General features: G+C 35.4%; 19 protein-coding genes and 1 pseudogene. 3 read left to right on the forward strand and 17 right to left on the reverse strand.

What is annotated here, in order from left to right; all coding sequences use genetic code 11:
- Positions 1 to 210, forward strand: a pseudogene (locus tag CEF19_RS05840) (Fic family protein); the annotation flags it as partial.
- Positions 211 to 402: 192 nt separating this feature from the next.
- Entirely contained in the window at positions 403 to 1,530 is a 1,128-nt protein-coding gene (gene xerS / locus CEF19_RS05845; RefSeq protein ID WP_100405218.1) for a tyrosine recombinase XerS, read from the forward strand.
- 162 nt (positions 1,531 to 1,692) lie between these two features.
- On the opposite strand, the gene CEF19_RS24195 is transcribed toward xerS (CEF19_RS05845), so the two are convergent.
- The 13 genes from CEF19_RS24195 to CEF19_RS05910 form a co-directional block, all read right to left on the reverse strand.
- Complete coding sequence (locus CEF19_RS24195) at positions 1,693 to 1,863, reverse strand: DUF1659 domain-containing protein (protein ID WP_100405219.1); 171 nt, start codon at positions 1,861 to 1,863, stop codon at positions 1,693 to 1,695.
- Positions 1,864 to 2,613: 750 nt separating this feature from the next.
- Positions 2,614 to 3,717, reverse strand: coding sequence for a family 43 glycosylhydrolase (locus CEF19_RS05855; RefSeq protein ID WP_100405220.1), 1,104 nt, complete (start codon positions 3,715 to 3,717; stop codon positions 2,614 to 2,616).
- Between the two features lie 88 nt (positions 3,718 to 3,805).
- Positions 3,806 to 5,377: an alpha-L-rhamnosidase-related protein gene (locus tag CEF19_RS05860; protein WP_100405221.1), complete on the reverse strand. Its 1,572-nt coding sequence runs from the start codon at positions 5,375 to 5,377 to the stop codon at positions 3,806 to 3,808.
- Positions 5,378 to 5,424: 47 nt separating this feature from the next.
- A complete protein-coding gene (locus CEF19_RS05865) occupies positions 5,425 to 6,489 on the reverse strand; it encodes a Gfo/Idh/MocA family oxidoreductase (protein WP_100405222.1) in 1,065 nt (354 codons plus the stop codon).
- The gene (locus CEF19_RS05870; RefSeq protein WP_100405223.1) at positions 6,486 to 7,238 is read right to left on the reverse strand and encodes a sugar phosphate isomerase/epimerase family protein; all 753 of its coding nucleotides are present in this window, start codon (positions 7,236 to 7,238) and stop codon (positions 6,486 to 6,488) included. Before CEF19_RS05870 ends, CEF19_RS05865 begins: the two co-directional genes overlap by 4 nt.
- Before the next feature lie 63 nt (positions 7,239 to 7,301).
- On the reverse strand, positions 7,302 to 8,126 hold the full coding sequence (locus CEF19_RS05875) for a sugar phosphate isomerase/epimerase family protein (protein ID WP_100405224.1): 825 nt from the start codon (positions 8,124 to 8,126) through the stop codon (positions 7,302 to 7,304).
- A gap of 46 nt (positions 8,127 to 8,172) precedes the next feature.
- Positions 8,173 to 9,282: a Gfo/Idh/MocA family protein gene (locus tag CEF19_RS05880; protein WP_100405225.1), complete on the reverse strand. Its 1,110-nt coding sequence runs from the start codon at positions 9,280 to 9,282 to the stop codon at positions 8,173 to 8,175.
- Between the two features lie 35 nt (positions 9,283 to 9,317).
- A complete protein-coding gene (locus CEF19_RS05885; RefSeq protein ID WP_198510247.1) occupies positions 9,318 to 10,172 on the reverse strand; it encodes a carbohydrate ABC transporter permease in 855 nt (284 codons plus the stop codon).
- Between the two features lie 22 nt (positions 10,173 to 10,194).
- Positions 10,195 to 11,073, reverse strand: coding sequence for a carbohydrate ABC transporter permease (locus CEF19_RS05890; protein ID WP_100405226.1), 879 nt, complete (start codon positions 11,071 to 11,073; stop codon positions 10,195 to 10,197).
- A gap of 86 nt (positions 11,074 to 11,159) precedes the next feature.
- Complete coding sequence (locus tag CEF19_RS05895) at positions 11,160 to 12,485, reverse strand: ABC transporter substrate-binding protein (RefSeq protein WP_100405227.1); 1,326 nt, start codon at positions 12,483 to 12,485, stop codon at positions 11,160 to 11,162.
- A gap of 358 nt (positions 12,486 to 12,843) precedes the next feature.
- On the reverse strand, positions 12,844 to 14,613 hold the full coding sequence (locus tag CEF19_RS05900; RefSeq protein ID WP_100405228.1) for a sensor histidine kinase: 1,770 nt from the start codon (positions 14,611 to 14,613) through the stop codon (positions 12,844 to 12,846).
- 45 nt (positions 14,614 to 14,658) lie between these two features.
- Complete coding sequence (locus CEF19_RS05905; RefSeq protein ID WP_100405229.1) at positions 14,659 to 16,161, reverse strand: response regulator; 1,503 nt, start codon at positions 16,159 to 16,161, stop codon at positions 14,659 to 14,661.
- A gap of 254 nt (positions 16,162 to 16,415) precedes the next feature.
- A complete protein-coding gene (locus CEF19_RS05910) occupies positions 16,416 to 19,553 on the reverse strand; it encodes a discoidin domain-containing protein (RefSeq protein WP_100405230.1) in 3,138 nt (1,045 codons plus the stop codon).
- A gap of 403 nt (positions 19,554 to 19,956) precedes the next feature.
- Here CEF19_RS05910 and xerS (CEF19_RS05915) point away from each other — a divergent pair, with 403 nt between their 5' ends.
- Positions 19,957 to 20,850 (forward strand): tyrosine recombinase XerS, encoded by an 894-nt coding sequence (gene xerS / locus CEF19_RS05915; protein WP_100405231.1) that lies wholly within the window; start codon positions 19,957 to 19,959, stop codon positions 20,848 to 20,850.
- 270 nt (positions 20,851 to 21,120) lie between these two features.
- On the opposite strand, the gene CEF19_RS05920 is transcribed toward xerS (CEF19_RS05915), so the two are convergent.
- The 4 genes from CEF19_RS05920 to CEF19_RS05935 all read right to left on the reverse strand — a co-directional run bounded on the left by CEF19_RS05920 (position 21,121) and on the right by CEF19_RS05935 (position 24,081).
- Positions 21,121 to 21,615, reverse strand: coding sequence for an MATE family efflux transporter (locus tag CEF19_RS05920; RefSeq protein WP_100405232.1), 495 nt, complete (start codon positions 21,613 to 21,615; stop codon positions 21,121 to 21,123).
- 48 nt (positions 21,616 to 21,663) lie between these two features.
- A complete protein-coding gene (locus CEF19_RS05925) occupies positions 21,664 to 22,374 on the reverse strand; it encodes a ThuA domain-containing protein (RefSeq protein ID WP_100405233.1) in 711 nt (236 codons plus the stop codon).
- A gap of 68 nt (positions 22,375 to 22,442) precedes the next feature.
- Positions 22,443 to 22,703: a hypothetical protein gene (locus CEF19_RS05930; protein WP_100405234.1), complete on the reverse strand. Its 261-nt coding sequence runs from the start codon at positions 22,701 to 22,703 to the stop codon at positions 22,443 to 22,445.
- A gap of 313 nt (positions 22,704 to 23,016) precedes the next feature.
- Positions 23,017 to 24,081, reverse strand: coding sequence for a Gfo/Idh/MocA family protein (locus CEF19_RS05935; protein ID WP_100405235.1), 1,065 nt, complete (start codon positions 24,079 to 24,081; stop codon positions 23,017 to 23,019).
- Between the last annotated feature and the right edge of the window lie 293 nt (positions 24,082 to 24,374).

Here is a 24,374-nt window from a genome sequence, read left to right on the forward strand (position 1 = left end):
GGCAGAACGGCCAGACTCTTAATGAATTTAATACTAATGGAAAATGGTTACCCCCCTGCTATTGTCAAAGCTGAACATGAACAACGTTTAAAATATTACGAAACGCTTGAGTTGGCAAGTGTAAAACAAATCTACAGCCCTTTTATTGAATTAATCACTGGCTGCGTTCGTGATAGTTTAAATATTTACCTCAAAGCTGTAAAACCTTAATAAATAAAGAGTAATTTGTTGAGAAATCCCTTTTTAACAAATTACTCTTTTTTATATTTTTTTGTAAATCGATCCTGAAATTGAGAAAAACGATTGATGTATGAATAAAATTAGATTAAAATGAGAATATATGTTCGTTAAAATTACATTTCATGCAAAATAAGACAAAATTATAAAGGGGTGATTAATTGGATGGCTTCACTAGAACATCAAAATCATGAAAAGCGATTAAATCAGCATGTAAAGGAATTTCCTAATTATGTCCTAGAATATATCCAAGCTCAGAAACGTGCTGAACGTTCCCCCTCCACCCTTTTAGGATATATTCATGAATATAAACGGTTCTTTACCTACTTGCTACGAGAAGGAATTGCGCCATATGAGAAAGTTCAAGACGTCCCTTACTCTGTCTTAGAGTATTTAAAAAAAGACCAGATTGAGGGTTACATAGATTATTTACGTGAGGAGGACCTCGAGGTTCGGAAAGGTGTCTTCTCCAAACGCTCTAAGGCAGCTGTTAATCGGAACATATCTGCCCTCACTTCCCTCTTTAACTACCTTACAAAAGAAACGGAAAACGAAGATGGTGAGTGTTATTTTTATCGAAATGTTATGTCAAAAATAAAAATATCAAAGAGCTCAGATACCGCAAGTAGACGCTCTAAGATGATAAGTTCTAAAATCCTGCATGATGATTCTATAACGGATTTTTTGGATTATGTTCGTAACCAACACGTGAATAAAATAGAAAAAAAGGCAAAAGATCGGTTCCTTAAAAATAAAGAGCGAGACATTGCCATCTTATCGGTGTTTTTAGGAACAGGTTTACGAGTTAGTGAGTTAGCAAGTCTTACCCTAGATTCCATTGATTTTAACGAAAAACAGATAGATGTGGTTCGTAAAGGTGGAAAAAACGATACCATAGAAATATTGCCTGAAGCGCTTGGAGACTTAAAAACATATTTAGCGATTAGAAATAGCCGTTATAAAGCTACGGATTCAGATTACTATGTTTTCGTGACCAATTATCAAGGGAAAGCTAAACCGATATCCGTAAGAACTATTCAGAATCTAGTGGAACGATATTCTAAGGCATTTAATAATGGACAACGCGCGTTAAGCCCTCATAAGTTGCGTCACTCATTTGCTGGCGACCATTTGAAAAATAGTGGAGGTAATATTGTATTGCTTCGTGACCAACTGGGTCACAATTCAATTGAGACAACTGCACTTTATACAAACCTCGACCGTAAAGAACATAAGCAGGTAATGAAGAATATAAGTGAATTTCGTAAGAACAATGATAGTAAAGAAAAATAAACATCATTACTTACTAAGGAATATCATACGAATTCATTATGATTTTCCTTAGTACAATAGCAAGAATCCTTATCCTCTCACTCTAACGGGCATAAAGTTATCTTTATTTAGTCCATCCTTTTTCAAAACTATAAATAACGTCCCCACCTACATTTTTTGAGGTTAATTCAGCAGTTCACTAGTTTCCATAACGCGTTGATCATAAAGTGTAGACTCACTTAATGAACTCAGCGCCTTACCAACAGCATGAACTTGGTCAATATCAGCATCTGTTTTAATTTCATAACTAGATCGGCGGAGAATATTGTTTCCTGTACTGTCATAGCCCACAATAAAACTAAGTTGAAAATGTCAAAAATATTTTGGTTTTTAGGCTTAAATTCTTCCATTTATTCATGTTGTCCCTCAACTCACCTTTATTTTGTATTTTAATTATAAGTTAATAACTGGAGAATACAATCACTTATAATCAACCAAACCATCAAGTATAAGACAACTTTTGTAATGAAATTCTTTTGGCTGTACTGTTTTAGGCTGTTACTACAAATAATTCTAGAAGTTAATTTAATTAGTCATGGTGCTGAAAAAATTCACTTCTGCACTAACTTTTCAACTCTTAAAGCGGCTTTAATCTATTACAAGCTCCTTGATTATTTACACTACTATGTTTATTTGGTTGTCCAGCAAAGAACATAAACAACTAGTACTAAACCATATAAAATTGAAGCAATTAAGCTACTACTTGAGAAGATATAACTGTGGCGACTAGTCCAAAGATAAAGAAACCTCTGACAATAACTAGGTCAAAAAGTTGAAGAATGAATCCATCACCTCTTAATGGCCATGTTCCACTACTTAGTCGCGAGTAAGCACATTCAATGCTTTAAGATAATAAGATATATACTTTGAGATTATATTTATCACTAGGTTTTACTAACATAGAACATTCAACGCAAAAACTAAAAAGATACTTACCTTCTAGTGGTAAGTATCTTTTTATAATATATCTATCTGTCCTTATTCTTAATTTCTCGAGCAATTGCTTGACTCATCGTATCTTCTATTCGCCTTTTACTTTACTAATTAATCATAATCTTCCACTTTCCATTCATCTTTCCAATCTAAATAAGCCATCTCTCCATCAAATCTTATTGGAAGCCAGACATAATCAGCTAAAGATGTATCAACCTCTAAACTTAGACCATACTCTTGTCTTTCAATATCCGTTTCTTTGTCAACTGTATCTAATACAAACTCTTTTTCTGGGTCAAACATTAATTTAAATCTCTTGTCGGCTGTTCTATACCTATTACCATTATAAAAGTCTTCTTTCGCTACTTCTGGTAGTCTTGGAAGCCATCTGTCAGCCAGTGCAATATATAAATCTTTTTTAAAGGGATGTTTAAATACAGATGTTACTTGAGAGTTAAAAGAAGTGCAAGAAGAGTCATCTGTATGAGGGTTACCTAAAATCCTCCATGGTCCATGAAATGTCCTAGAACAAGCTACTTCGGAAGGATTAGGATGATATCCCGTTGTACCAGAAGTAATCATATAGTGAAGTCCTTTTCTATAAAAGTAAGCTGGGGCTTCACGTACATAAGGAGGCTGAATATTCGGAAAATGAGTGGAATAATATCCTGTTACATCCAAAAAATCATCTGTTAAATCTGCACATATCATTTCACTATGCACTCTTTCAAAATAATAGTATCCTTTACCATCAGGACTAACCACCAAATCAAAATCACCTGCGCTCATATTTAATGGACGAATATCACTTTGTACTACTGTGTACGGCCCTAAAATATCGTCACTTGTTAAAACTGTTGATTCCTGCGTACCTTCTTTTTTCATCACTTTCAACCAGCATACAAACTTTCCCGTTTTTTCATTAAATATAATATGTGGTCTATCCATAAACTGAGAGGGGTGCAGTGGAGAGCTCTCATCTTCTTCAATTGGTGGAATAATTATGCCTTTATCCTCCCAATTATATAAATCTTTTGATGCATAACATTTAACCCCCCAATGCCAAATTCCACTTCCTGGTTTCGTCTTTTCTTTATTTTCACCATACCAATAAAAAGTGTCACCTACAGTTATAATAGATCCCCCATGTGCCTGAATTCTCATTCCATTTGTATCTAACCAAGTCTGTCCTGGACGAATTGAGTTATATGTCATGTTATAATCAAGTCCTTCATTTTTTTAGTATTCGAGCATACGATTTTATCTCACTAATTGGGTACTACCTTATTGGAGTTCTATTTATCTAGAGTTCAAATTTTCGAATTAAATAGGTCGGTGTACAACTCCAGGCATGACAATAGCTATTAATTAAGTTATTTCCGTACGGGGAATAAGTTTTGTCAGCCGGATTATATAACTCCCAGAAGGTATCAGCCCCCTCCTTAATCATGCCACCCCAGTATTGCTTTAAATAATCCACAGCCTTTTTCTTCTCCCCTACCAACAATAACGCCTCGACTAAATGATGATGCATGTATGGTGTGTTCATTTTCACATCTGGGTTTGTCTTTATTAAACGTTGGAGTATTTCCCTGTTCTTCTCATTGTCAAAAACTTCAGATAATACCATCCATACTTGACTAGCCCAGGAAATTTGCCTATCGTTACCACTTATAAACAATCCCTCTTCCTCATCCCACAAATAAGTGATGCTAGCTTTCGTTATTTCTACTAAACTCGCAATTAGATAAGCCTTTTGCTCATATTTTCCAAGAATATTAGCTAACTCAATGCTTCGTCTAAGTGTATAAATTAATACAGCCTGCGCCGATGTTTGTTTGTTTAATTCAGAATTCCAATCAATAAATGCCCACCAAGAAGAATCGTCTTCGACTAATCCGCTTTCATCTACTCTCTCTAGTCCAATTTCAACCTGACGATATCCTACATCCCATAATTCTTCTAATGTTTCTAAATCATTGGATGCCATATAATAATCATAAAGTGTTACCGTAAAAAAAAGAGAATAATCGTACAAAAAAGTGTCATCCGGAATTAATGAAGGAGCAATAAATAAATTTGCTGATACCTCTCCTATTTGATTTGGAACAGCTGCAAATTGATAGAGATTTCTTTTGACTAAATTATTGTTCTTAAATGTTTCATAATTTGCTAAAGCTTGTAAACGTAAATCCCCTAGCCATAAACGACGATCGCGCTTAGGACCATCCTCAAAAACCTCCTGCATACAATCCTGTAAAGTTTTAATACTGACTTCATCAATTTTTCTCAAATCTTCGTCTGAATGGTTGTAAACCTCTAAGTCTTTCACGTCTGCAGAGGTAACTGTTGTACAGTAAATTTCATCAAACGACACATTATATTTTTTTGAGGTATCTAGGATTTCAACTTTTACATATCTAAAACTATATCGCCTCGGAAGGTGGATAACATTAGGTAAAACATCGACATGTAACGTTATTTCCTGAAGCCAAGAACTACTGATCCAGCCATCATAGCTTGAAAACGGCTCTGACACCTCGATGGGCATTTCTCCAAATGTTAGGCGAATATGTAAGGGAGCATCAGGTGGACTCCCTGTTGGCTTAATATTCAAGGATAGATATCCCACTACATGCTGACCAAAATCAAGACAAAAAGATTCTCCCTTACCAAATTCTTTTTGCCTTAGTGCTGTAAATGCCCCTAACTCCACTACCTTCCAACCATGAATGGTGTTTTTGTCCTTAATCGTTTTTACTATCTTGGCAGGGATTACTTTTTCCGAAAATAATTGTGGAGCTAATTCCTCTGACTTCCTCTGAAAATCTGTATTTGGAACGACTACATGTTTGGTTATTTTTTGATAACTCATGCTTTCATTCCTTTCCTGTTAAATTTATTTTCTAAATTAACTCTCGACTACCACTTTTCAAGATAGTTGATTCTTCTACCCTCTTTACTACTTTGCAAAGCTAGCTCAATAATATTTATACTTCTACGTGCCTCCTCCGGTCTTACGGCTAACGGAACTTTTTCTGTTAAATGCTCGTAAACATTTTGGTAAAACGAATGGTAAGAACCCGGAATTGTTTCAACCAGTCCCTCAAAACTGATACCATTTATTGATGTCGTTAACTTCCCCCAAGATTGTTTTGATTCTCTTCCCCACATAGAATCTAATATTGTTCGTTTTCCAGTAATCAAGTCAACTTCCTGTGGATCGGTACCAAATTTAACAAATGACCCATGTTTTCCATGAAGAGAATAGCGAGGTCCCGCTTCTCTAACAACTTTAGATGATTTTAAATGTACTTTAAGATGATTCTCGTAACCTAGAGTTACATGAAAATAGTCATCCGCACTTCCACCTTCTCTTTGAGTACCGATATCAGCATAAATAGTTTCAGGATCACCAAACAGATAAGAAGCTTGATCAATTAAATGAACACCTAAATCATAAAAAACACCTGTCCCCTGTCCTGGTTTTTCACGCCAATTTTCGTTCGTGGGAATCGGGTCAAATCCTTCCCAGCGGAATTCACATTCTTTTATTTGCCCAATCCAACCATTTTCTAAAACCTTTGCAACTGTCATAAAGTCACCATCCCATCTTCGGTTGTGATAGACAGTTAACATCTTATTAGATTGACGCGCCAATTCAATTAATTCATTAGCCTCTTCAACTGTTGTGGTAAACGGTTTTTCAACAACTACATGTTTTCCAGCTAATAAGGCATCCCTGACAAATTCAACATGGTTAGTAGTTGGTGTCGTAACCACCAGTACATCAATACGCTCATCCTTATATAGTTGTTCAACATCCTGTACAACTGTCACCCTTGGATAATCAGTTTTAGAATCTTTTTTATTCCTTTCTACTACCGTCATTAAGTTCATATTCGGAACAGACGTAATAATCGGAGCATGAAAAGTCCTGCCAGAAAAACCATATCCAATTAATCCAACATTAATAATTTCTTTCATGAAAGGACCTCCATTTTTTTTAAGTTATTATAACTAATCCGTATACTTTCCATTGGGTTTCTGCGACACTTATCCTGTTCTACTATAAACCATTCTGTTCCTGTATTAAGTGCTGCATTAATAATTTCATCAAAGCCAAGAATCCCTTCCCCAATTTCAGCAAAAAATTCTTCTGGTCCTGCCTCCATATCCTTTATATGTAACAAAGGACATCGGTTCTTTAGTTTCTTAATATAGTCAATAGGATTTTTTCCACCTTTTTTTATCCAATACGTGTCTAACTCAAATTGCACCAAACTAGGATTTGTCTTCCTTATCAAAATATCAAGTCCACATTCTTCCTCAAATTTTATGAATTCATGGGCATGATGATGATATAAAAACTGAATATTTTGACTATTGCACTTACTCCCTATTTCATTAAAAAATTCAGCTGTTTCTAAGACCTCTTTTTTTGAATGAAATTCATGGTACGAAAGCACAAGGTAGTTAGCTTTAATTTCTTTCATAAATTCCATGACATGTTCAAATTCCTCGGTCAGATGTTCTAACATGACATGACAACTTATTATGTTTAAATTGAGAGATTCAAAGTGTTCTATTAATTGAGAACTACTAACATTATTAAGTGGGTATCCTACTTCGACACCTTGATACCCAATCTGGGCAACCTTAACAAAACTGCCTAAAAAATCATTTTCTAGTTCATCAGCTATCGTAAATGGTTGTAATCCGACTTTCACTTTCATTGATGTCACCCCTAACTTATAATTTAACTCTCGACCTACACTCCGAATGTAAAATACGGGTATTTATGATACCTGAAAGGACTCTTTTACACACTTCAAGCCAAATTCAGCCACTTCATCTGCACTTTTTTCACCATAGCTATCTATGAAAAGCTCCAAAGATAAATACCCCTTATAACCTATGTCATTTAAGATACTGGCTATTTGTTCTGTTTTTAAAATACCTTGACCAGGAAAGAGTCGATTATTGTCTTCGATAGTCAATCTATCGGGAGTTGCAGGGAAGTCATTAACGTGAAACACACCAATATTATCTTTCTTTATATAATTCATACTGGTTAGTGGACTTCCCCCAGTATGCATATGGAAAGGATCGAGAATTATTTTTGCATCACTAACTCCACTTTGCGCTGCAAGATATAAAGCTTCACCTACTGTTGAAATTTTTTTTGCTTTTCCCCAAAACTCTAGATAAGGTTCTACACCCATTTTCCTTCCCAAACTTACTAATTCTGAGAAGGCCTCCGCAATCTCCTCATATTTTACATTGTTTATTTGCCCAAATGGTGGGGCTGCAATGGCCTTACACCCTAGTTCGGAGAGTATATACATATAATTCTTGGCTTGTTCAAAGGCTTGTTTTCGTATACTTACATCAGCATCTATCCATTTAAAAAAGGCAATTGCATTAACAAGTTCAATATTTGTAGAGTTGATAATCTGTTTTAATTGTTGTATAGTTCCGATTTCTAAAAATGCTTCAACATCGTTCATCCACAACTCAATGCCATCATACCCCGCATTGGCCGCCACCTCTATTTGTCTGTCAATTCCTAATTTAAAAGGGAATAATGTAGATGTGTTAATAGCTGTTTTAAAAGGATACAAATTTCCCCACCCCCAATTTATAATTTACCCATAGCCATATCTCACATTAGTTATCCAAATGATTATATTTCAACCCTAAAGGCATTTTCTCAGGCTGTTCACATTGTGCTTCTATCATAAGAAAGCGTCCATTTTCCGAAGATTCCAATATTCCGAATGAGATATCTAAAACATGACGTGCTAATTCTCCATTAGCTCTATGGTTTCTTCCTGAATTTATTGCATAAGCCATATCAGCAATACCAATACCTCGAGCATCTTCGGTAAAGCTATGCGAATAAGGAAACTCCTTAATTTCACCATTAGATTGCTTTAAAATAATATCTCCTCCAAAAAAATTTGGATCTGGAACTGATAATATACCTTCTGTTCCGTATATTTCGAGTTTCGGTGTATAACCAAAGCTTTCCTTTGAAAATTGTAAAGTAGCAGAAACATCATTTTCAAAATCTACTATCGCACTTATATGCAGTGGAGCTTCTATAGGATACACTTCATCAAAAAAGGCGGACTTCGGATTGGATACCTTAAATTCCTCTTGAACAGACCCCACTGAACCAGCAACTTTTTTAGCTGGGCCTAATAAGTGAACTAATGCAGTTAGATAGTAAGGCCCCATATCAAAAAGAGGGTCCCACCCGTATTTTAAAAGAGATGGAAATTTAGGATGCATTGCATCAAAGGCATGACCCATGATAATCTGTGCATTGGCGGCATAGGGTTTACCAATCCATCCGTCTTCAATAATCTTTCGACATGTTTGTAACCCCGCACCGAAAAATGTATCTGGTGCACACCCTACTCTTAGATTTTTTTCTCGTGCAGTTTCGATAATTAATTCGGCATCTCTTTTATTTAGAGCCAATGGTTTCTCTGAATAGACATGTTTTCCGCTTTCCAATATTTTTAAGTTAATCTCAGCGTGAACCTTTGGGTCTGTTAGATTTAAAACGATTTCAATTTCGGGATCGCTCAGAAGTTCTTCAACGGTATATACATTTGGAATATTAAATTCTTTCGCTCGTTTTTGTGCCAATTCTAAAAATAAATCTGCACATGCATGCACTTGTAAAATATCGAAATTTTCCGAACAATTTTTCAAGTAAATCCCACTAATATGCCCACAACCGATAACACCAAGCTTAACTTTCCTCATTTAGATTCACCTCTATTATCATATTGTTTAGTTCATCATCCTTTAACTGCTCCACTAGTTAATCCTTTGATTACTGATTTATTTAAGAATATATATATTAGAAGGGTAGGAATAACCGCCATTGATATGGATGCGAACGTAGGCCCCCATTCTCGCTGACCATAAGTCCCTACAAACCTTAATAATCCAACTTGAATAGTTCTTAGATTATTATCACTAATAAAAGTCTGAGCTAGTATTAAATCATTCCAAATAAAGAAAAACTGTACAAGCGCAACGGTAACAATAGCGTTTGTTATCAACGGTAATGCCACTCGAAATAGTACTTGATATATATTTGCTCCATCTATAACGGCAGATTCGAACAGTTCATTTGGAACAGATTTAAAAAAGTTTGCAAACAGAAAGATTGTAAGTGGTAATCCGATAACGATGTAAATTATAATTAAACCAGGAAGTGTATTTAACAAGTTAAGTTTGTGATATGTTAAAAATAGTGGTAGGAGAACCATTTGAATAGGAACCATAATCCCTGCTAAGAACGACATTAATACAACGTGTTTTAACTTCCATTTCATCTTTTCAATTGCAAATGCAGCTGGAATACCTAAAACTATGATTAAAAATAGTGCAGTAAAAGTAGCAATAATACTATTTTTAAAATAAACATTCATATTACCCTGATACCACGCTCTAACATAGTTATCAAAATGAAAACTTTCTGGTAAAGCAAATACAGGACGTAGTGTAAACTCATCAGGTGCTTTAATTGAATTCATTAATAACCATATTATCGGAGCTACTGATATAAAAACGATGAACCCGATAAGACATTTTATTAGGACATTTCTTAACAGTTTACCTTTGCCATTTTCATCGCTAGAGATCAATTTAACCCCTCCTTCTTTTTCACTATTCTTTTCTATTAAAGCTATATATGAATAACGTAATAAACAAACTTATTAGCATTAAAATAACTGCGATAGTACTGCCATAACCATATTCATTAAATCTAAAAGAAGTTACATACATATATAGTGTTAATGGTGTTGTTGAATTACCTGGTCCTCCATTTGTTAAGGCTACAACTGAATCGTACACTTTTAGAGCACCATTTAAGCTAAAAATCATTGAGGCAAAAATTATTGGTTTTATTAATGGAGTTATAACAAACCGTAACAAGTTAAATCCCTTTGCTCCATCAAGTTTCGCTGCTTCTAGTATTTCATCAGGAATATCTAATAGACCAGCGAACAGAATAACAGCATAAAAGCCCATTGCCTTCCATATTTCCATTACAGCAATAATCCAAAAGGCCGTTGATGCCTGCCCTAACCAAGGTTGGATTAAAAAGTCTAGTTGTAGGGATTCGAATAGAGCATTAACTAGTCCATACCTTGGTGCAATCTCAAATATTTTCCCAAACATTTGAGCGACAGCGACAGTAGGAAGAACGACTGGGAAAAACACCATAGTTCTAACAATAAAGGAAGTCTTTTTCAAATAAAACACAAACAAAAGCGCCAACATTAGTCCCATAAACACCTGACCAATTGAGACTATCACTGTATATTTAATACTAAATTCTAAACTTTTTAGAAAGGTCTTATCTCCAAACAATTGCTTATAATTATCTAAGCCAACAAACTCAAACCCTTTAATAGGGGAACCTGAAAAAAAACTATATGATGTTGACCAAACAATTGGAATAAATAGGACTAGCGTATAAAGCAATAATGCTGGACCTACAAATAATAAGATAGCCTTCCTATCTCGTAATAGTCTTTCCACTCTGTTCTTCACTCCTTTTACAAAAGCCTGAAGAGCTAGACTTCAGGCTTTCAGGCTTTCTTCCATACTCCTAATACTAGCCTAACTTAATCTTTATCCATTGCTTTTTGGAGTTCTTCCATATAGAACTCCGGTGTAAATCTAGCATCATCAACAAGGTATTGAGCTTGATCCCATGCAACAGCTTGTTCTTGAGCAGTAAAGTATGCTTCAAACCACAATGCTCCATTCTCTGCTGAATCAATATTTTCCTGAACTAAACGAGTTAATCTAGGAATATCGTCTGGCATTTGACTAACAGTATAAGGAGTAACTAATCCTAACTCAATCATTGCACGGTCAGCATAATTACTAAAAACATATTCCATAAAATCAGCCATAGTCTCGTCGTAGGCTTCAGCAGAAAATGATGTAGTTAAACCGGTATTTATTGAATAGTCATTAAGTGTTCCTACACCACCTTCAACAAGTGGGATATTGAAGAAATCGATATTGTCGGACCCAATAATTGCTCTTTCTTCATTATTGAACGCTTGAACTTCCCAACTTCCCATGTAATACATTGCTGCTTCTCCTTGTAAAAACATGTCAGTAGCAGTTGTATAATCAATTGTGTTGACGCCCTTTCCGAAATACCCTTTTAAGCCCATCTCCTGAATAACTCTAGCTGCTTCAATAAAACCCTCATCAGTAACCTTAACTTCACCATTTTTGACACGTTCCATGACATCATGACCATATAACCGCATGACATATGCGTTAATCAATCTTGTAATAGGCCATTTTTCCATTCCTGCAACCGAGAAAGGTTGAATTCCAGCTTGATGTAAAGTTTCTGCAACTTGTAACATTTCATCCCAAGTAGTTGGAACTTCAAGTCCATGTTCTTCAAAAATTGATTTATTGTACCAGAATCCTTCAATATTCATTTCAAGTGGAACAGCGTACAAGCCGTCTCCATCAACCTGCTGTGTTAGTAGACTTGCAGCTGCAGGATTAAGTTGATCGTAAATGTCAAGTTCCTTAAAGGTTTCTTCAATATTCAAAACTGCCCCACTTTCAATTAATGCTTTTAAAGGCTGCCCACTATCGAACGCAAACATTGCTGGCAAATCATTACTTGCTGCTAATAATTGTACTTGTTGTTGTAGCTCACCACCGCCTACATTTTCAAATTCAAAAGTGACATGCTCATGTTGTTCGGCATACTCTTTTGCAAGTTGACTTATAATTGATGCTGTACCTTCGTCTTCAAAACTTGCCGTTAAGTAGCGAATCTCTTTTTCTTCTGATTGTTCAACTGAGGCGTCATCATTAGTACCTTCTGTTTCACTTGAAGAACAAGCGGAGATTATTAAAACTGAGCATAATAATAAAAATAGTGACCATAAACTTTTCTGAAAATGCTTCATTACCTCAACCCCTTATTAGTATTGTAGATTTGTTATAACCAAAGTATATAGTCATATTAACCATACTGTAAGCGCTTCATTTTTTAGGGAGGTACCTCATTTTTTGGTTTATTGGTAACTGAACTACCATCAGTGGGTTTTTAAAGAAACCATTAGCTTTCTTAAAGCCTCATATGTTAATAATAAAGCGTTTTTTGCAGTGTTGATTTCAAACTATTCAGAATATTTAACTCGGACACAAGAATATAGAACTCCCCCCCTATTTCAGGCAATAACACTGATATACTTATGTTATTGTTAATTGGAAGAGCTCTATTTTAAATTAGTTCTCATTATTAGAACCTCTAGAATATACTCATCAGTCTCGAATTTCTTGATTTGAGAAACTTATAGTTACAAGGGTTCCTTTTTCAGGATTACTTGAAATAGTCAATGAGCTAGAGGGGCCATAATACAATTTAAGTCGATCACGAACATTTCCAAGGCCATATCCTTTTTCAAAATCAGATACATTCGAGAATCCTACACCATCATCTTCTACCGTTAAAACGACTATATTTTGTTTAATCCTTCCGGTGAGACGGATTGTTCCTTTACCTACTTTTGGCTCTAAGCCGTGATAGATTGCATTTTCTACAATAGGCTGTAGCAAAAGTTTTAGTATTTTTCTTTTCAATAAACCTGGGTCCACATTTTCAATATATTCAAAGCGATTATTGAAACGGATATTCTGAATATCCATGTAATACTTAATATGTTCAAGTTCTTTCGATAAGAGAATGGTTTCTGTCCCGTTATTTAAACTTAATTTAAAACTTTCGGACAATGCGACTGCAATTTTTGCAATGTCTTGGTGACCCTCAAGAATTGCCATCCAATAAATAGAGTCTAAGGTGTTGTACAAAAAATGAGGTTTAATCTGTGCTTGCAATACTTTTAATTCAGCTTCTCTTTCTTTTAATTGAGCTTGAAATAGTCGATCACTTAGTATCTTGTTCTCAGTTGCAATCTCTTTAAATGTATTCCCTATTTCACCAACCTCATCATCCTTAAATTCTTCACTAAAGTTTTGAGCGCCTCTTGACCATTTCATCATCATTTTTTTTAATTTTCGCAACGGTCTTGTAATAGAATCCGAAATAATAAACGATAAAACTAATGCAACAATCCCTATTAATGATGCAATATAAGTTGTAACATCTCTTATTCGAGCTGAGTTTTTAAATAACTCATCATATTCTATAACATGAAAGAATGTCCATCCAGTTGTTGGGTTTTTATGCTGACTAACTAAATATCCATCGTTCTCCAATTTAATAATAGTTGAGGTAAGATTATCTTCTCTGGAATTGGTTTCTTGGGTTACCATTAAATCACTAGCATAAACTGTATTTAGTCGGTCATTAGATGGATCAACAACCATAAACACACTTTTCTGATGATTATGATTGAATATATTTTCAAAAATAGACTGATTAATATTTATAACTAAAAAACCAATCGGTTCCTCATGTACCCTGGTGGGATCTCTTAATAATTTTGCACTTGAAAAACTATTTGTAGTATTCATTCCATTTAAGACATTATAACTAAAAAACACTTCCTTTCCGTGTGCCTCATTTATCTTCCTATACCAAGTTGTTCCCACAATTTTCTCGTAATTTTCTTCACTCCAACTTACAATAGGATAGGTTGGACTTCCAAAACAGACATACCGAAACTTTTTATCAAATAAACAAATAGAATCAATGTATTTTGTTTCAATAAGATTTGTAAAAACCAAATTTTGCAATCTACTCAATGTTTGTACTCCAATAAACTTATGTGGTTGGTTGTCCCTCGAACCACTTTCAATCAAATCTTGCCTTAACTCTGAATTTGATAAGATTAATCGATGCATATTACTCATATCCTCCAGTAATAAATCAGCTACATCACTAGAGGTTTTTAAATGGTCATTGTTAACTTTTATACTGTTATCTACTAACGTTTCAGCTGCAATATTGTACGAGATATATCCAAGTAGAAACGTAGGTGGTAGCGATAGTAATAATATTGCTAAAAAAAATCGACTTCTAATTTTACGTGGATTAAAGAATGCTAAAATTTTTATTAATTTATGTTTCATACCTTCTCCAGTTTAATTAAAGTAAGTACTTTTGCCTACAGGGATTCAATCTCTTTGGTGAATCTTTTTATAGTCTCCAGGAGTCATACCATAATATTTTTTAAAAACTTGCGAAAAGTGCCTAGTTGTATAGTATCCTACCTTTTTACAAACTTCTGTAACATTTTCCCCTCCTTTTAATAGTGATTTAGCTTTCTCCATTCGATACTTAGTCAAATATTTTATATACGACATCTTCATCTCTTCTTTAAATAACAAACTAAAATAAGTAAAGTTCATACCTATATGGTCTGAGACATCCTTCAGTGTTATATTTTGATTATAGTAACTCTCTATATATGTTAGCGCTTTCGGAATAGAACTATGCTTATTTTCCTGACGTCTCTCAATTGTTATTTCCATCATCATTTTAAATTGAGTTTGTAACCACTGTTCTAAATCTGTCCAGTTTCTTTGTTCACTTATCATCACATGAGGAACATATTTCTTCTCCCACAATAAGGACTTCTCCCCAGCAGTATCCCTTACTACTTCCATCGCAAAATAAATTAGCTTTAATATCTCTCGTTCAGTTACATCTGGATCAATCTTTTCTTTCCTTAACCACTGAATATATCTTGAAAGTTCCGTTAAAACTGCATCTAAATTACCTTTACGCATAAAATTAATTACATTTTCTTCCCTGTCAGATAAGTCTCTAGGCTGAGTTGGAGCTTCTCCCAAATCGGTGAAGAAGAATAACCCTTTTTCTTCAATAAATAAGGCATGCTTAAGTGCCTTTATAGCCTCTCTATAACTTTCGGATAATTCGTTTATATTTTCATATGTACGACCAATTCCTATAACCCCCTCTGTTATATCCGATAATTCAACCAATTGTTCTTGTAAGATATCTATTTCTTCGTCTAAATGAAAAACAACATAAAGATATTGCTCACCGTTTCTAATTGAAATAATCCGATAAAATGGAAGATTTTCGTATAACATAGTATTGTGGAATTTAGAACATGCAAGTACTGTAATTGCTTTGATGCGGTCAGCATCATCTCCGAATAAATTACACCATTTTTCATTTGCTTTAGTATGTTGAAGTAGCAAATCTAACGTAGCTTTTTCTAACAAATCACGTTCGCTGTCTTTCCATTTTAATCTTAATGAAGTTATGTGATTTTGATGATTTTTCTTTTCTATAATTTTTTGCATGGATTCCTCAATTTTCGGGATAGTGATAGGTTTCTCAATGTAATCGGTCACGCCAAGTTTTATAGCCTTACGTAAATATTCATAGTCTTGAAAACCACTAAATACAATGCAAATCGTTTCAGGGGCTATCGCCAAGATACTTTCAATTAGTTGCAACCCATCGATCCCGGGCATTCTAATATCCGTAAATACGATGTCAGGAAGAACTTCTCTTACAATTGAAAGAGCTGTATGGCCATCTTCAGCCGTAGCAACGATGTCTATCATATATTTTTTCCAATTAATCATTTGTTTAAATCCCTTTAATACTATATATTCATCATCAAATACAACAGCCCTTAGCATAATAAATCACCATCCTTAGCCAGACATATTTTCTATATTATACCATAGTAATTTTTTCACTCCCCTTACATACCTATTAAATATTTACTAACACTTTTTTTGATTTAGCCAGCATATTTGAAGTCTCTGTCTACAAAATAAAAATAAAAGTATGGCCAACGCTAGAAACGTACAGATCAGAAAGTAGCAGGTAGGAGATTCCTACCTACTAATTAATGCGAAGCTAAGTTTAGTCTATACTATTCAAATATTGTTTAATGAAACACATTTAGTTGATTTATACCAAACCATTCCGCTGTATTAACAGTAGGTTGGATGTTAATGTATTGCGTATCAACCTCTGGAAAGCTAATAGTTGTCACAGGAAATGTTCCTTCTCCACTAGCTACCATAACCCAGTCATTTCCATCATGTACGTAAACATTATAGCCACGTAAATGATCCATAGTTTGATATGGTTGCATATAATTTGTACCTACATTAATATCAATCCTACTAATTCTTTGTGTTGCACCGAGGTCTAACTGAAACCACTGGGATCCCCCTGCGGTTTGGGACATACCTGAAGCCCATCTCGTATTTAAATTCCCATCAATGGCGTTGTTCGGTTCACTTCCAGTTTCAGTATGTGAGGCAGTCGCAGACCACCCTTCATGACTAATCCCAGGATAACTAAATGGTGGATTTCCCCCTATAACATTGAAGTTAACAATAGACCAATAGTTTTCCGAAGCATTTCCTACCTGAGTTATACGAATATATCGTGCAGCTACCTCGTTAATAAACGGGACATAGGTTTCTTGCTCGAGACTTTTACCGGAAGCAACTTGTACCCAATTCGACATGTCATAAGACACTTCTACTTTATATTCTCTTGGTGAGTCTCCTGTAAAGGTACCTGCAGTTAACTCAATTCCTTGAATTAAATTGAGTTTATTCATATCTACTTGGAACCACTGGCCATTAGCTTGAGCCTGATTTGTAGACCACCTTGTTTCCATATCACCATCTAAAGCATTTAATGACGTACCTTCTCCAGTAGACGCAGTTGCCGTCCAATCTTTTCTATCAAGAAAATTAGGATTTTCTTGATACACTCTCAATTCACTTATCGACCACCAATTGTTTGCTGAACCAGTTTGAGTAACTTTAATATATCTTGCGTTTTTACTAGAAAATCCTATACTTTCTACTTGATTACCACCGTTTCCAACGGCTATAGGCTCTCCCCAATTCAAACCATCATTGGAAATATACACACTGTACTCTCGTGGATAATCTTCTTCGTATGAACCAGCATCTAGCTCGATTTTATTAAATGTTTGACTTGAACCCATATCAATTTGGTACCACTGACCACTTGTCTGTGAGGACTCTGTTGTCCAACGGGTCTCAGTTAATCCGTCTATAGCAAAATTTGCTTCCGCTGTCCCAGAGGCTGTTGCCGTCCAATCTTTTCTAGATAATAATCCTTTTTGATTATTATAAACGGCTAATTGAGATATAGACCACCACTTATCAGCTTCGTTATTTAAAGAAAATTTAATATATTGGGCACTCTGCTCATTAAACGTTATATTTGTCATTCCCGGTGTTCCCACCCCAGAAGGTACAATAACGTTCCAATCACTCCCATTCTCTGAAACAGAAACATCATATTCAGTAGGGTAATCACCTGATAGCTTCCCCATATTAAGACTAATTTGATTAAAAGTTTGAACTGCTCCTAAGTTTAGCGTATAGGTTTGGCCATTTTCTTGATTTATTCCATTTGTCCAATGAGTACTAGTATTCTCATCAAACGCCTGACTTGCAGTATAAGCTTTTTCCGTATGAGATGCAGTTGCTGACCAACCATCAGACGAGAGTAATTCCCCAGTTGATGGAGTCCATTTATAAGTAGCAACTGTATTACCTGGAATGGTATCCGTAAACTGACCATCTGGAGTTACAATTTTTATAGTTTTATCAGGTGTATCTGCATCCTCGCTATTGTATCGACTAGGTGTACGATTTGTCACAACTAGTACCTGTGTTCCGTCTAGATTTTTAAATGCAACATTAGAAATAGTAGTATCTACTTTATCTGTGCTTTCTATTCTTATGGCACCTGGCTGAATAAAACGTGAGAATTGTCCGAAAGTATAGTACCTTGCGTTTAATTGATATGTTTCCGGATTCTGTTCACTATCTGTTACTTGCCCCCGTGCCATGTGGTCAGGGTCGTCAACCGCACCATAATCTTGAAACCATCCAGGACCTGGACCTGGAACTAGATTATAGTAAGTTAACCATCCGTTATAGCTAGAAATATTGTTTCTCAAAAAGTGAATTAACTTATCACCACCAGCAGTAAATTCTGTAATATGCATTGTTTTATCAGGATGCTGTGCCTTTAGTGTAGTTGCTGGGGTCATACTAAATTCAGTGTAATTATGAAAAGCAACTCCATCTATTGCTTGATTTGCCTCAGCGTTTCGAAGAACATTATGAGCAAATGGAAACGTATTATATTCATTGTCATCTAAACCCCATATCTTCGTTTTAAGTCCATTAGTCTCGAATGTTTCCCTGAGGAGAATAGCAAATGTTACCTGTTCTTCCCATGTAAACTTCGTTGTTGGATAAGGCATTGAAACTGTTGGCTCATTTTGTAAAGTAATTGCATAAATAGGTATACCCTCTGCTTCATAAGACTGAATGTATTTTACGTAATAATCGGCCAAGACTTCATAATACTCTGGTTTAACACTTCCTCCATTACCCAATTCATTATTAGTCTTCATCCAGGCTGGCGGCGACCATAAGGAAGCGAAAAACTTTAGGTTTGGATTTATTTCAAGAGACCTTCGAAGAGTATCTATAACTCCCAAATCTATATCTTTTTGAATGGAGAATGTTGTTAAATTAGGATCGGGTTGTCCATTATTATCAGCATACGTCCAATATGGTGTATCAAACTCCTGTCCTTTAGCTGTGTATCCAGCGTACCCACAAAAATCAGAACAACCGATTGCTAATCGCATCAAGTTGTAATTATTACCATTGTTCGGATTAAATAATTTCTGTAAAAGTTCTTCTCTGTCATTGTCATTTAATTTCATAATTTGGGAGATGGAAGTATGTTCAAGTGAAGATCCAAACCCAAGCCAACTTTGATACTCTATGGATGGGTCCACCACAATTGTTGGTTTGGTTATGTCTGAGTCAACCTCCGTTATGGTTAAATTATTTTGCTTATCTAGTCGATAAATATTATTAATATCATTGTACGAACTGTACCAAACCTCTACATTACCCACATTATTAGCGTGGGCAAAGTTTGATTGGGGTAGATTCACTGAAAATAAAAAAATTAACAAAAACAATAGACATATAATCTTTTGTTTCATAACAATTCCTCCTATTTTGTTTTATAAATTTATCACAATACGAAAACGCTCTTTTTTACCTACTGATTTCTCATATTCATGCAATCAGAATTTTGGTAGACACCTAAAAATGTTCACCCCCCCACAAAAATAAAGCGCTTTCATTCCAATGATAAACATTATATCTTTAATTAAAAAGCGATTCATTTTTTGTTTTATGTCATAATTTTTTGGATTACTGTAATAAATTTCGTTGATAATTTTTCAGGGCCAGCTTTATTATGTGGAGCGTTAGACTTTCCATAGCAAATAAGATCCGCTGATATTCTTCCTGTTGGAAAAAAAACCTATCTTAATAATTTTTCTACATTAAAATTACATTTAGTGCAAAATAAGAAAAAATTAGACAAGGGTGATTTACTCGATGGCTTCACTAGAACATCAAAATCATGAAAAACGATTAAATCAGCATCTCAAAGAATTTCCTGATTATGTCCTAGAATATATCCAAGCTCAGAAACGTGCTGAACGTTCCCCCTCCACCCTTTTAGGATATATTCATGAATATAAACGGTTCTTCGCATTCTTGCTCCGAGAAGGCATTGCTCCGTATGAAAAGATTCAAGACATCCCTTACACTGTCTTGGAGCATTTAAAAAAAGATGAAATTGAGAGTTACATTGATTATTTACGTGAAGAAGATATTCAAGTACGGAAGGGTATATTCTCAAAACGGTCTAAAGCAGCTGTAAATCGAAATATCTCTGCCCTTACTTCCCTCTTCAGCTACCTTACTAAAGAAACGGAAAATGAAGATGGTGAGTGTTACTTTTATAGAAATGTTATGTCCAAAATTAAAATATCCAAAAATGCTGATACTGCTAGTAGACGATCAAAAATGATTAGTTCAAAAATATTACACGATGAATCGATTAGTAGTTTTTTGAATTCTGTACGTCATGAATACGAAAATAAGATTGAAAAGAAAGCAAAAGAATGTTTTAAAAAGAATAAAGAGCGTGACATTGCGATATTATCCGTGTTTTTAGGAACTGGTTTACGGGTCAGTGAGTTAGTAAGTCTTACAATGGATTCCATTGATTTTAATGAAAGACAGATTGACGTGGTTCGTAAAGGTGGAAAAAATGATACGGTTGAAATTTTGCCTGAAGCTCTTGAAGATTTAAAAGCCTATTTATCTATAAGAAACAGCCGATATAAAGCGACCGACAATGATTTCTATGTATTTGTAACGAACTATCAAGGGAAAGTAAAGCCTATGTCCGTTCGAACCATTCAGAACTTAGTGGAACGTTAAGCATTTAACGCGAACTTAAAAACGAGAGAAATATTGGTTAAACTGTAGATCACACAATGATGTCACCATTTAGTTCCTGGATTTTATTTCTCCCAACATCACCATTCACAATATGTATCATCAACTCACCCCAAATCCATCATTAAAATTACATCCTTTAACTTTTCCTACACACATGTCCACTAGATTCAGAACCTATTAAAATCGAAGCTTTCTCCTTTTTTTGTTGAACTAGTACTTTTCCCTTCCACTTCTAGCTTCTCCACCGAATTAAAAGGCCAATCCCCTCGCCCATTCATCAATAATGAAGGCAGCAAAAATCCCGTATAAGCCATACCCCAAATGAATACACAAAAAGTAAGTAAGAGGCACGCTGAATAGCCACATGATTAAGACTGATGAGACCATGGCATATCGTGCATCAACTACGGCTTGAAGTGATAGTTTCTTGCTGGTTCTAACAAAAAGCCTAACAAAAAGCAAAGTAGAGGCAATTAGGATAATCTCAGGAGATTTGATGAACAGTTCAACCAGCGGTACACGAAACAAGCTAAGAAAGAAAACAGCGAATAACGTGACCAATATACTCCGAAATAGATTGCTCAATCCAACTAACTGACTGACAGCTGTAGAGATCGCCACGCCAATCACACCAAGCTTTGGAAAACCTAGGGCACCGAAAAGTAACACTGGCTCCGCACGTTGCGCCTGGCGCCTGCTATCTAGAAAACCGTTTATAGCAGGATCAGGCTTAAAAAAATGCATTTTGTATAAGCGTCCTCGCCTGAACAAAGTCTAAAACACGAGTATGGCCTACTCTAATGGTTGGACATTTCCTAATTTTAAAGTTGGACTATTTACGTTTGGCGCTACCCATTTAACAGCGTTAGAGATAACCTTCTGAATGTCTTTATTGTAGTAGGTTGGGTATGTTTCATGACCTGGTCGAAAGTAAAAAATCTTACCTTTCCCACGTTTATACGTACAACCACTTCGGAATACTTCCCCTCCTGAAAACCAACTAATAAAGATTAATTCTTCCGGTTGAGGAATATCAAAACGTTCACCATACATTTCTTCTTTTTCAAGTTCAATGACTTCTGGGATTCCCTCAACAATTGGATGACCTGCTTCGATAACCCATAGACGCTCTGTGTCATCAGCCTCACGCCATTTCAATTGCCCCGTTCTTGTTCCCATAAGAACTTTAAAAATTTTGGAGTTGTGAGCGGAATGCAAAGGAATGAACCCCATCCCGTCTAACACTCGTTCTTTCACCTTTTCCACAATACGATCTTCTACATCATCATGGGCCTGATGCCCCCACCAAATCAGGACATCCGTATCATTTAATACGTCATCTGTTAATCCGTGCTCAGGATCATCAAGAGTGACCGTTCTCACCGAAAAGTCTTCCTCTAAAAAATTGGCAAGAGCATTGTGAATCCCTTCAGGATACACCTCTTGTACCTTAGGATTTATTTTTTCATGACGATTTTCATTCCATACAGTTACCTTGATCATATTAACTTCCTCCATTTTTAATTGCTTTGTATAGTAGAAACTTCACCCTTCAACAGATACTTCTTTTCCTAGCTCAGCTGATTGAATGACTGCAACAATGACTTTTTGAATAGAGTATCCATCATGAAAAGTAGGAATCCCCGGTTGTTCGTGACGTTTACTGCTTCTGAAAGGATTAAATCAACCCATTTCCATATTACGTTTCGATTGGTTAAACGCCACGCCCTAAATCGTTCTTCACTCGGTTCAGCCAAGTCATCCCATTTCATTACATTTCCTAAATGAATTTCTTGCCATAGTCCTTTTTCATGGGAATATCTTAATAGCACTCCTAATTCACTCGAAAGAAGTTGGATCGCCCCTTCACTTCCGAAAAATGACAACTCGATGGTTTGACGTCTATTTCCCTGAGTGGAAATCCAGCTTGTATAAAACGAACCATCTATACCTTTATTCGATTGAAAGTTTGAAAGAACGTCGTATTTATTTGCACTCGTTCCACTCGGGCTACAAATAGATTTTATTTCAACGCTTGGATGACTTTCAAAATAGGAAGATACCAGACATCTGCAAATGAACCTACCCCTACTACCCTATGTTCAGTTTCCTTCCCTTCATAAAAATCCTCCTAAGAAATTGATTTTAATCAATATATACAGATTGGCCACTTTCGGAAGACTGAACGATTCGCTCAAGCACTTTTTGATTTTGGTAGCCATCATAGAAAGTCGGTGTTCCCTCTTGCTGATTGTTTGTTACTAAATCAGCAAAATCTTGCAATTGTTGTTTCTTATAACTTTCAGGTACTTTCTTTGTTTTAAAAATAGCCCTGTCCTCCGCTTCATCCTTGAGACAAAGGTCAATCTCATCAGGACGTTCACAATTAACGTGGATGGTACCATAATCACCGTATATCGTTACTTCGTGCTGGTTCCCCGATCCAACTGCATTTCTTGTAGTAAGAAAATTACCAATGATATTATTTTCAAGCACAGCTTGAAAACTAGCGTAGTCATCCACATCAACTTTTTTTAACTCTCCGCTGATTGGATCTTTTCTTTCATGAACAAATGTTTCCATAAGTGCTGATACAGATTGAAATTCTCCAACTAAAAATCTTGCACTATCAATCATATGAGCACCTAGATCTCCTAGTGCCCCCGTCCCTGTAACTGCTTTACTAAAACGCCAAGCATAAGGTACTTCAAATAGAGGTGCTCCGAATGATTGGAGATAACGAACAGCAATATGACGAATTTCACCAATTTTATTTTCTTCTAACAGCTTTTTTGCATAGCGAAAGGAAGGAACATAACGATAAGAAAATCCAACCATACATGGTATCGGTTGTTTTTCATACAAGACAGCTAAATCCTCTGCTTCCTCAAAATTTAAGGTGAAAGGTTTCTCTGCCATAATTGGTTTTTGATAGTGAATACATAACTCTAACACCTTTGCGTGCAAATGATTGGGCACGATTGAAATAACTACATCAACATCAGGATCTGCAATCAAAGCTTCCATATCATTAAAGCGTTTCTCTTCACTAATACCTTCTTCATTTCCAACTTCATTCAAAAGCTTCTCATTAACATCGCAGAGAGCCTCCATTTGTAGTTGTTCTAATTCAGAGATCATCCTACGATGCGCATTCGCCATCCCACCAAGACCAATTAACCCAACAGTAACAACATCACTTTTAATCATGTTTTATCCTCCTTTAAAACCTATTGTTTTTTACACTCAATTTCTATTATAAAGTGAGCATAAGACGAATAAATCACTAATTTTGAAAGCGCTTAATTTTTGACACCAATTGAAGAATATAACACACTAAAAAGTGTATGAATGCCTTTTTCGAATGTTTATTAGATTCTCTCGACGCAATTAAAGCTCCGAAAAATGTATCATTTTTTTATATAGTAGATGGAAGATCTCCTCTTGTTCTTTTACACATGGCTAATAATTAGGAGTAGACCGAGAATGTAATAAAACAATAG

The sequence above is a fragment of the Bacillus solitudinis genome, assembly GCF_002797395.1.
GTDB lineage: Bacteria > Bacillota > Bacilli > Bacillales > Bacillaceae_D > Halalkalibacter_A > Halalkalibacter_A solitudinis.

Coding starts and splice junctions, on each gene's coding strand:
- CEF19_RS05865 (WP_100405222.1), bottom strand. CDS start 6,489: ATGAAAGAAATTATTAATGTTGGATTAATTGGATATGGTTTTTCTGGC.
- xerS (WP_100405231.1), top strand. CDS start 19,957: ATGGCTTCACTAGAACATCAAAATCATGAAAAACGATTAAATCAGCAT.
- CEF19_RS05895 (WP_100405227.1), bottom strand. CDS start 12,485: ATGAAGCATTTTCAGAAAAGTTTATGGTCACTATTTTTATTATTATGC.
- xerS (WP_100405218.1), top strand. CDS start 403: ATGGCTTCACTAGAACATCAAAATCATGAAAAGCGATTAAATCAGCAT.
- CEF19_RS05910 (WP_100405230.1), bottom strand. CDS start 19,553: ATGAAACAAAAGATTATATGTCTATTGTTTTTGTTAATTTTTTTATTT.
- CEF19_RS05860 (WP_100405221.1), bottom strand. CDS start 5,377: ATGAGTTATCAAAAAATAACCAAACATGTAGTCGTTCCAAATACAGAT.
- CEF19_RS05905 (WP_100405229.1), bottom strand. CDS start 16,161: ATGCTAAGGGCTGTTGTATTTGATGATGAATATATAGTATTAAAGGGA.
- CEF19_RS05920 (WP_100405232.1), bottom strand. CDS start 21,615: ATGCATTTTTTTAAGCCTGATCCTGCTATAAACGGTTTTCTAGATAGC.
- CEF19_RS05925 (WP_100405233.1), bottom strand. CDS start 22,374: ATGATCAAGGTAACTGTATGGAATGAAAATCGTCATGAAAAAATAAAT.
- CEF19_RS05900 (WP_100405228.1), bottom strand. CDS start 14,613: ATGAAACATAAATTAATAAAAATTTTAGCATTCTTTAATCCACGTAAA.
- CEF19_RS05870 (WP_100405223.1), bottom strand. CDS start 7,238: ATGAAAGTGAAAGTCGGATTACAACCATTTACGATAGCTGATGAACTA.
- CEF19_RS05935 (WP_100405235.1), bottom strand. CDS start 24,081: ATGATTAAAAGTGATGTTGTTACTGTTGGGTTAATTGGTCTTGGTGGG.
- CEF19_RS05880 (WP_100405225.1), bottom strand. CDS start 9,282: ATGAGGAAAGTTAAGCTTGGTGTTATCGGTTGTGGGCATATTAGTGGG.
- CEF19_RS05855 (WP_100405220.1), bottom strand. CDS start 3,717: ATGACATATAACTCAATTCGTCCAGGACAGACTTGGTTAGATACAAAT.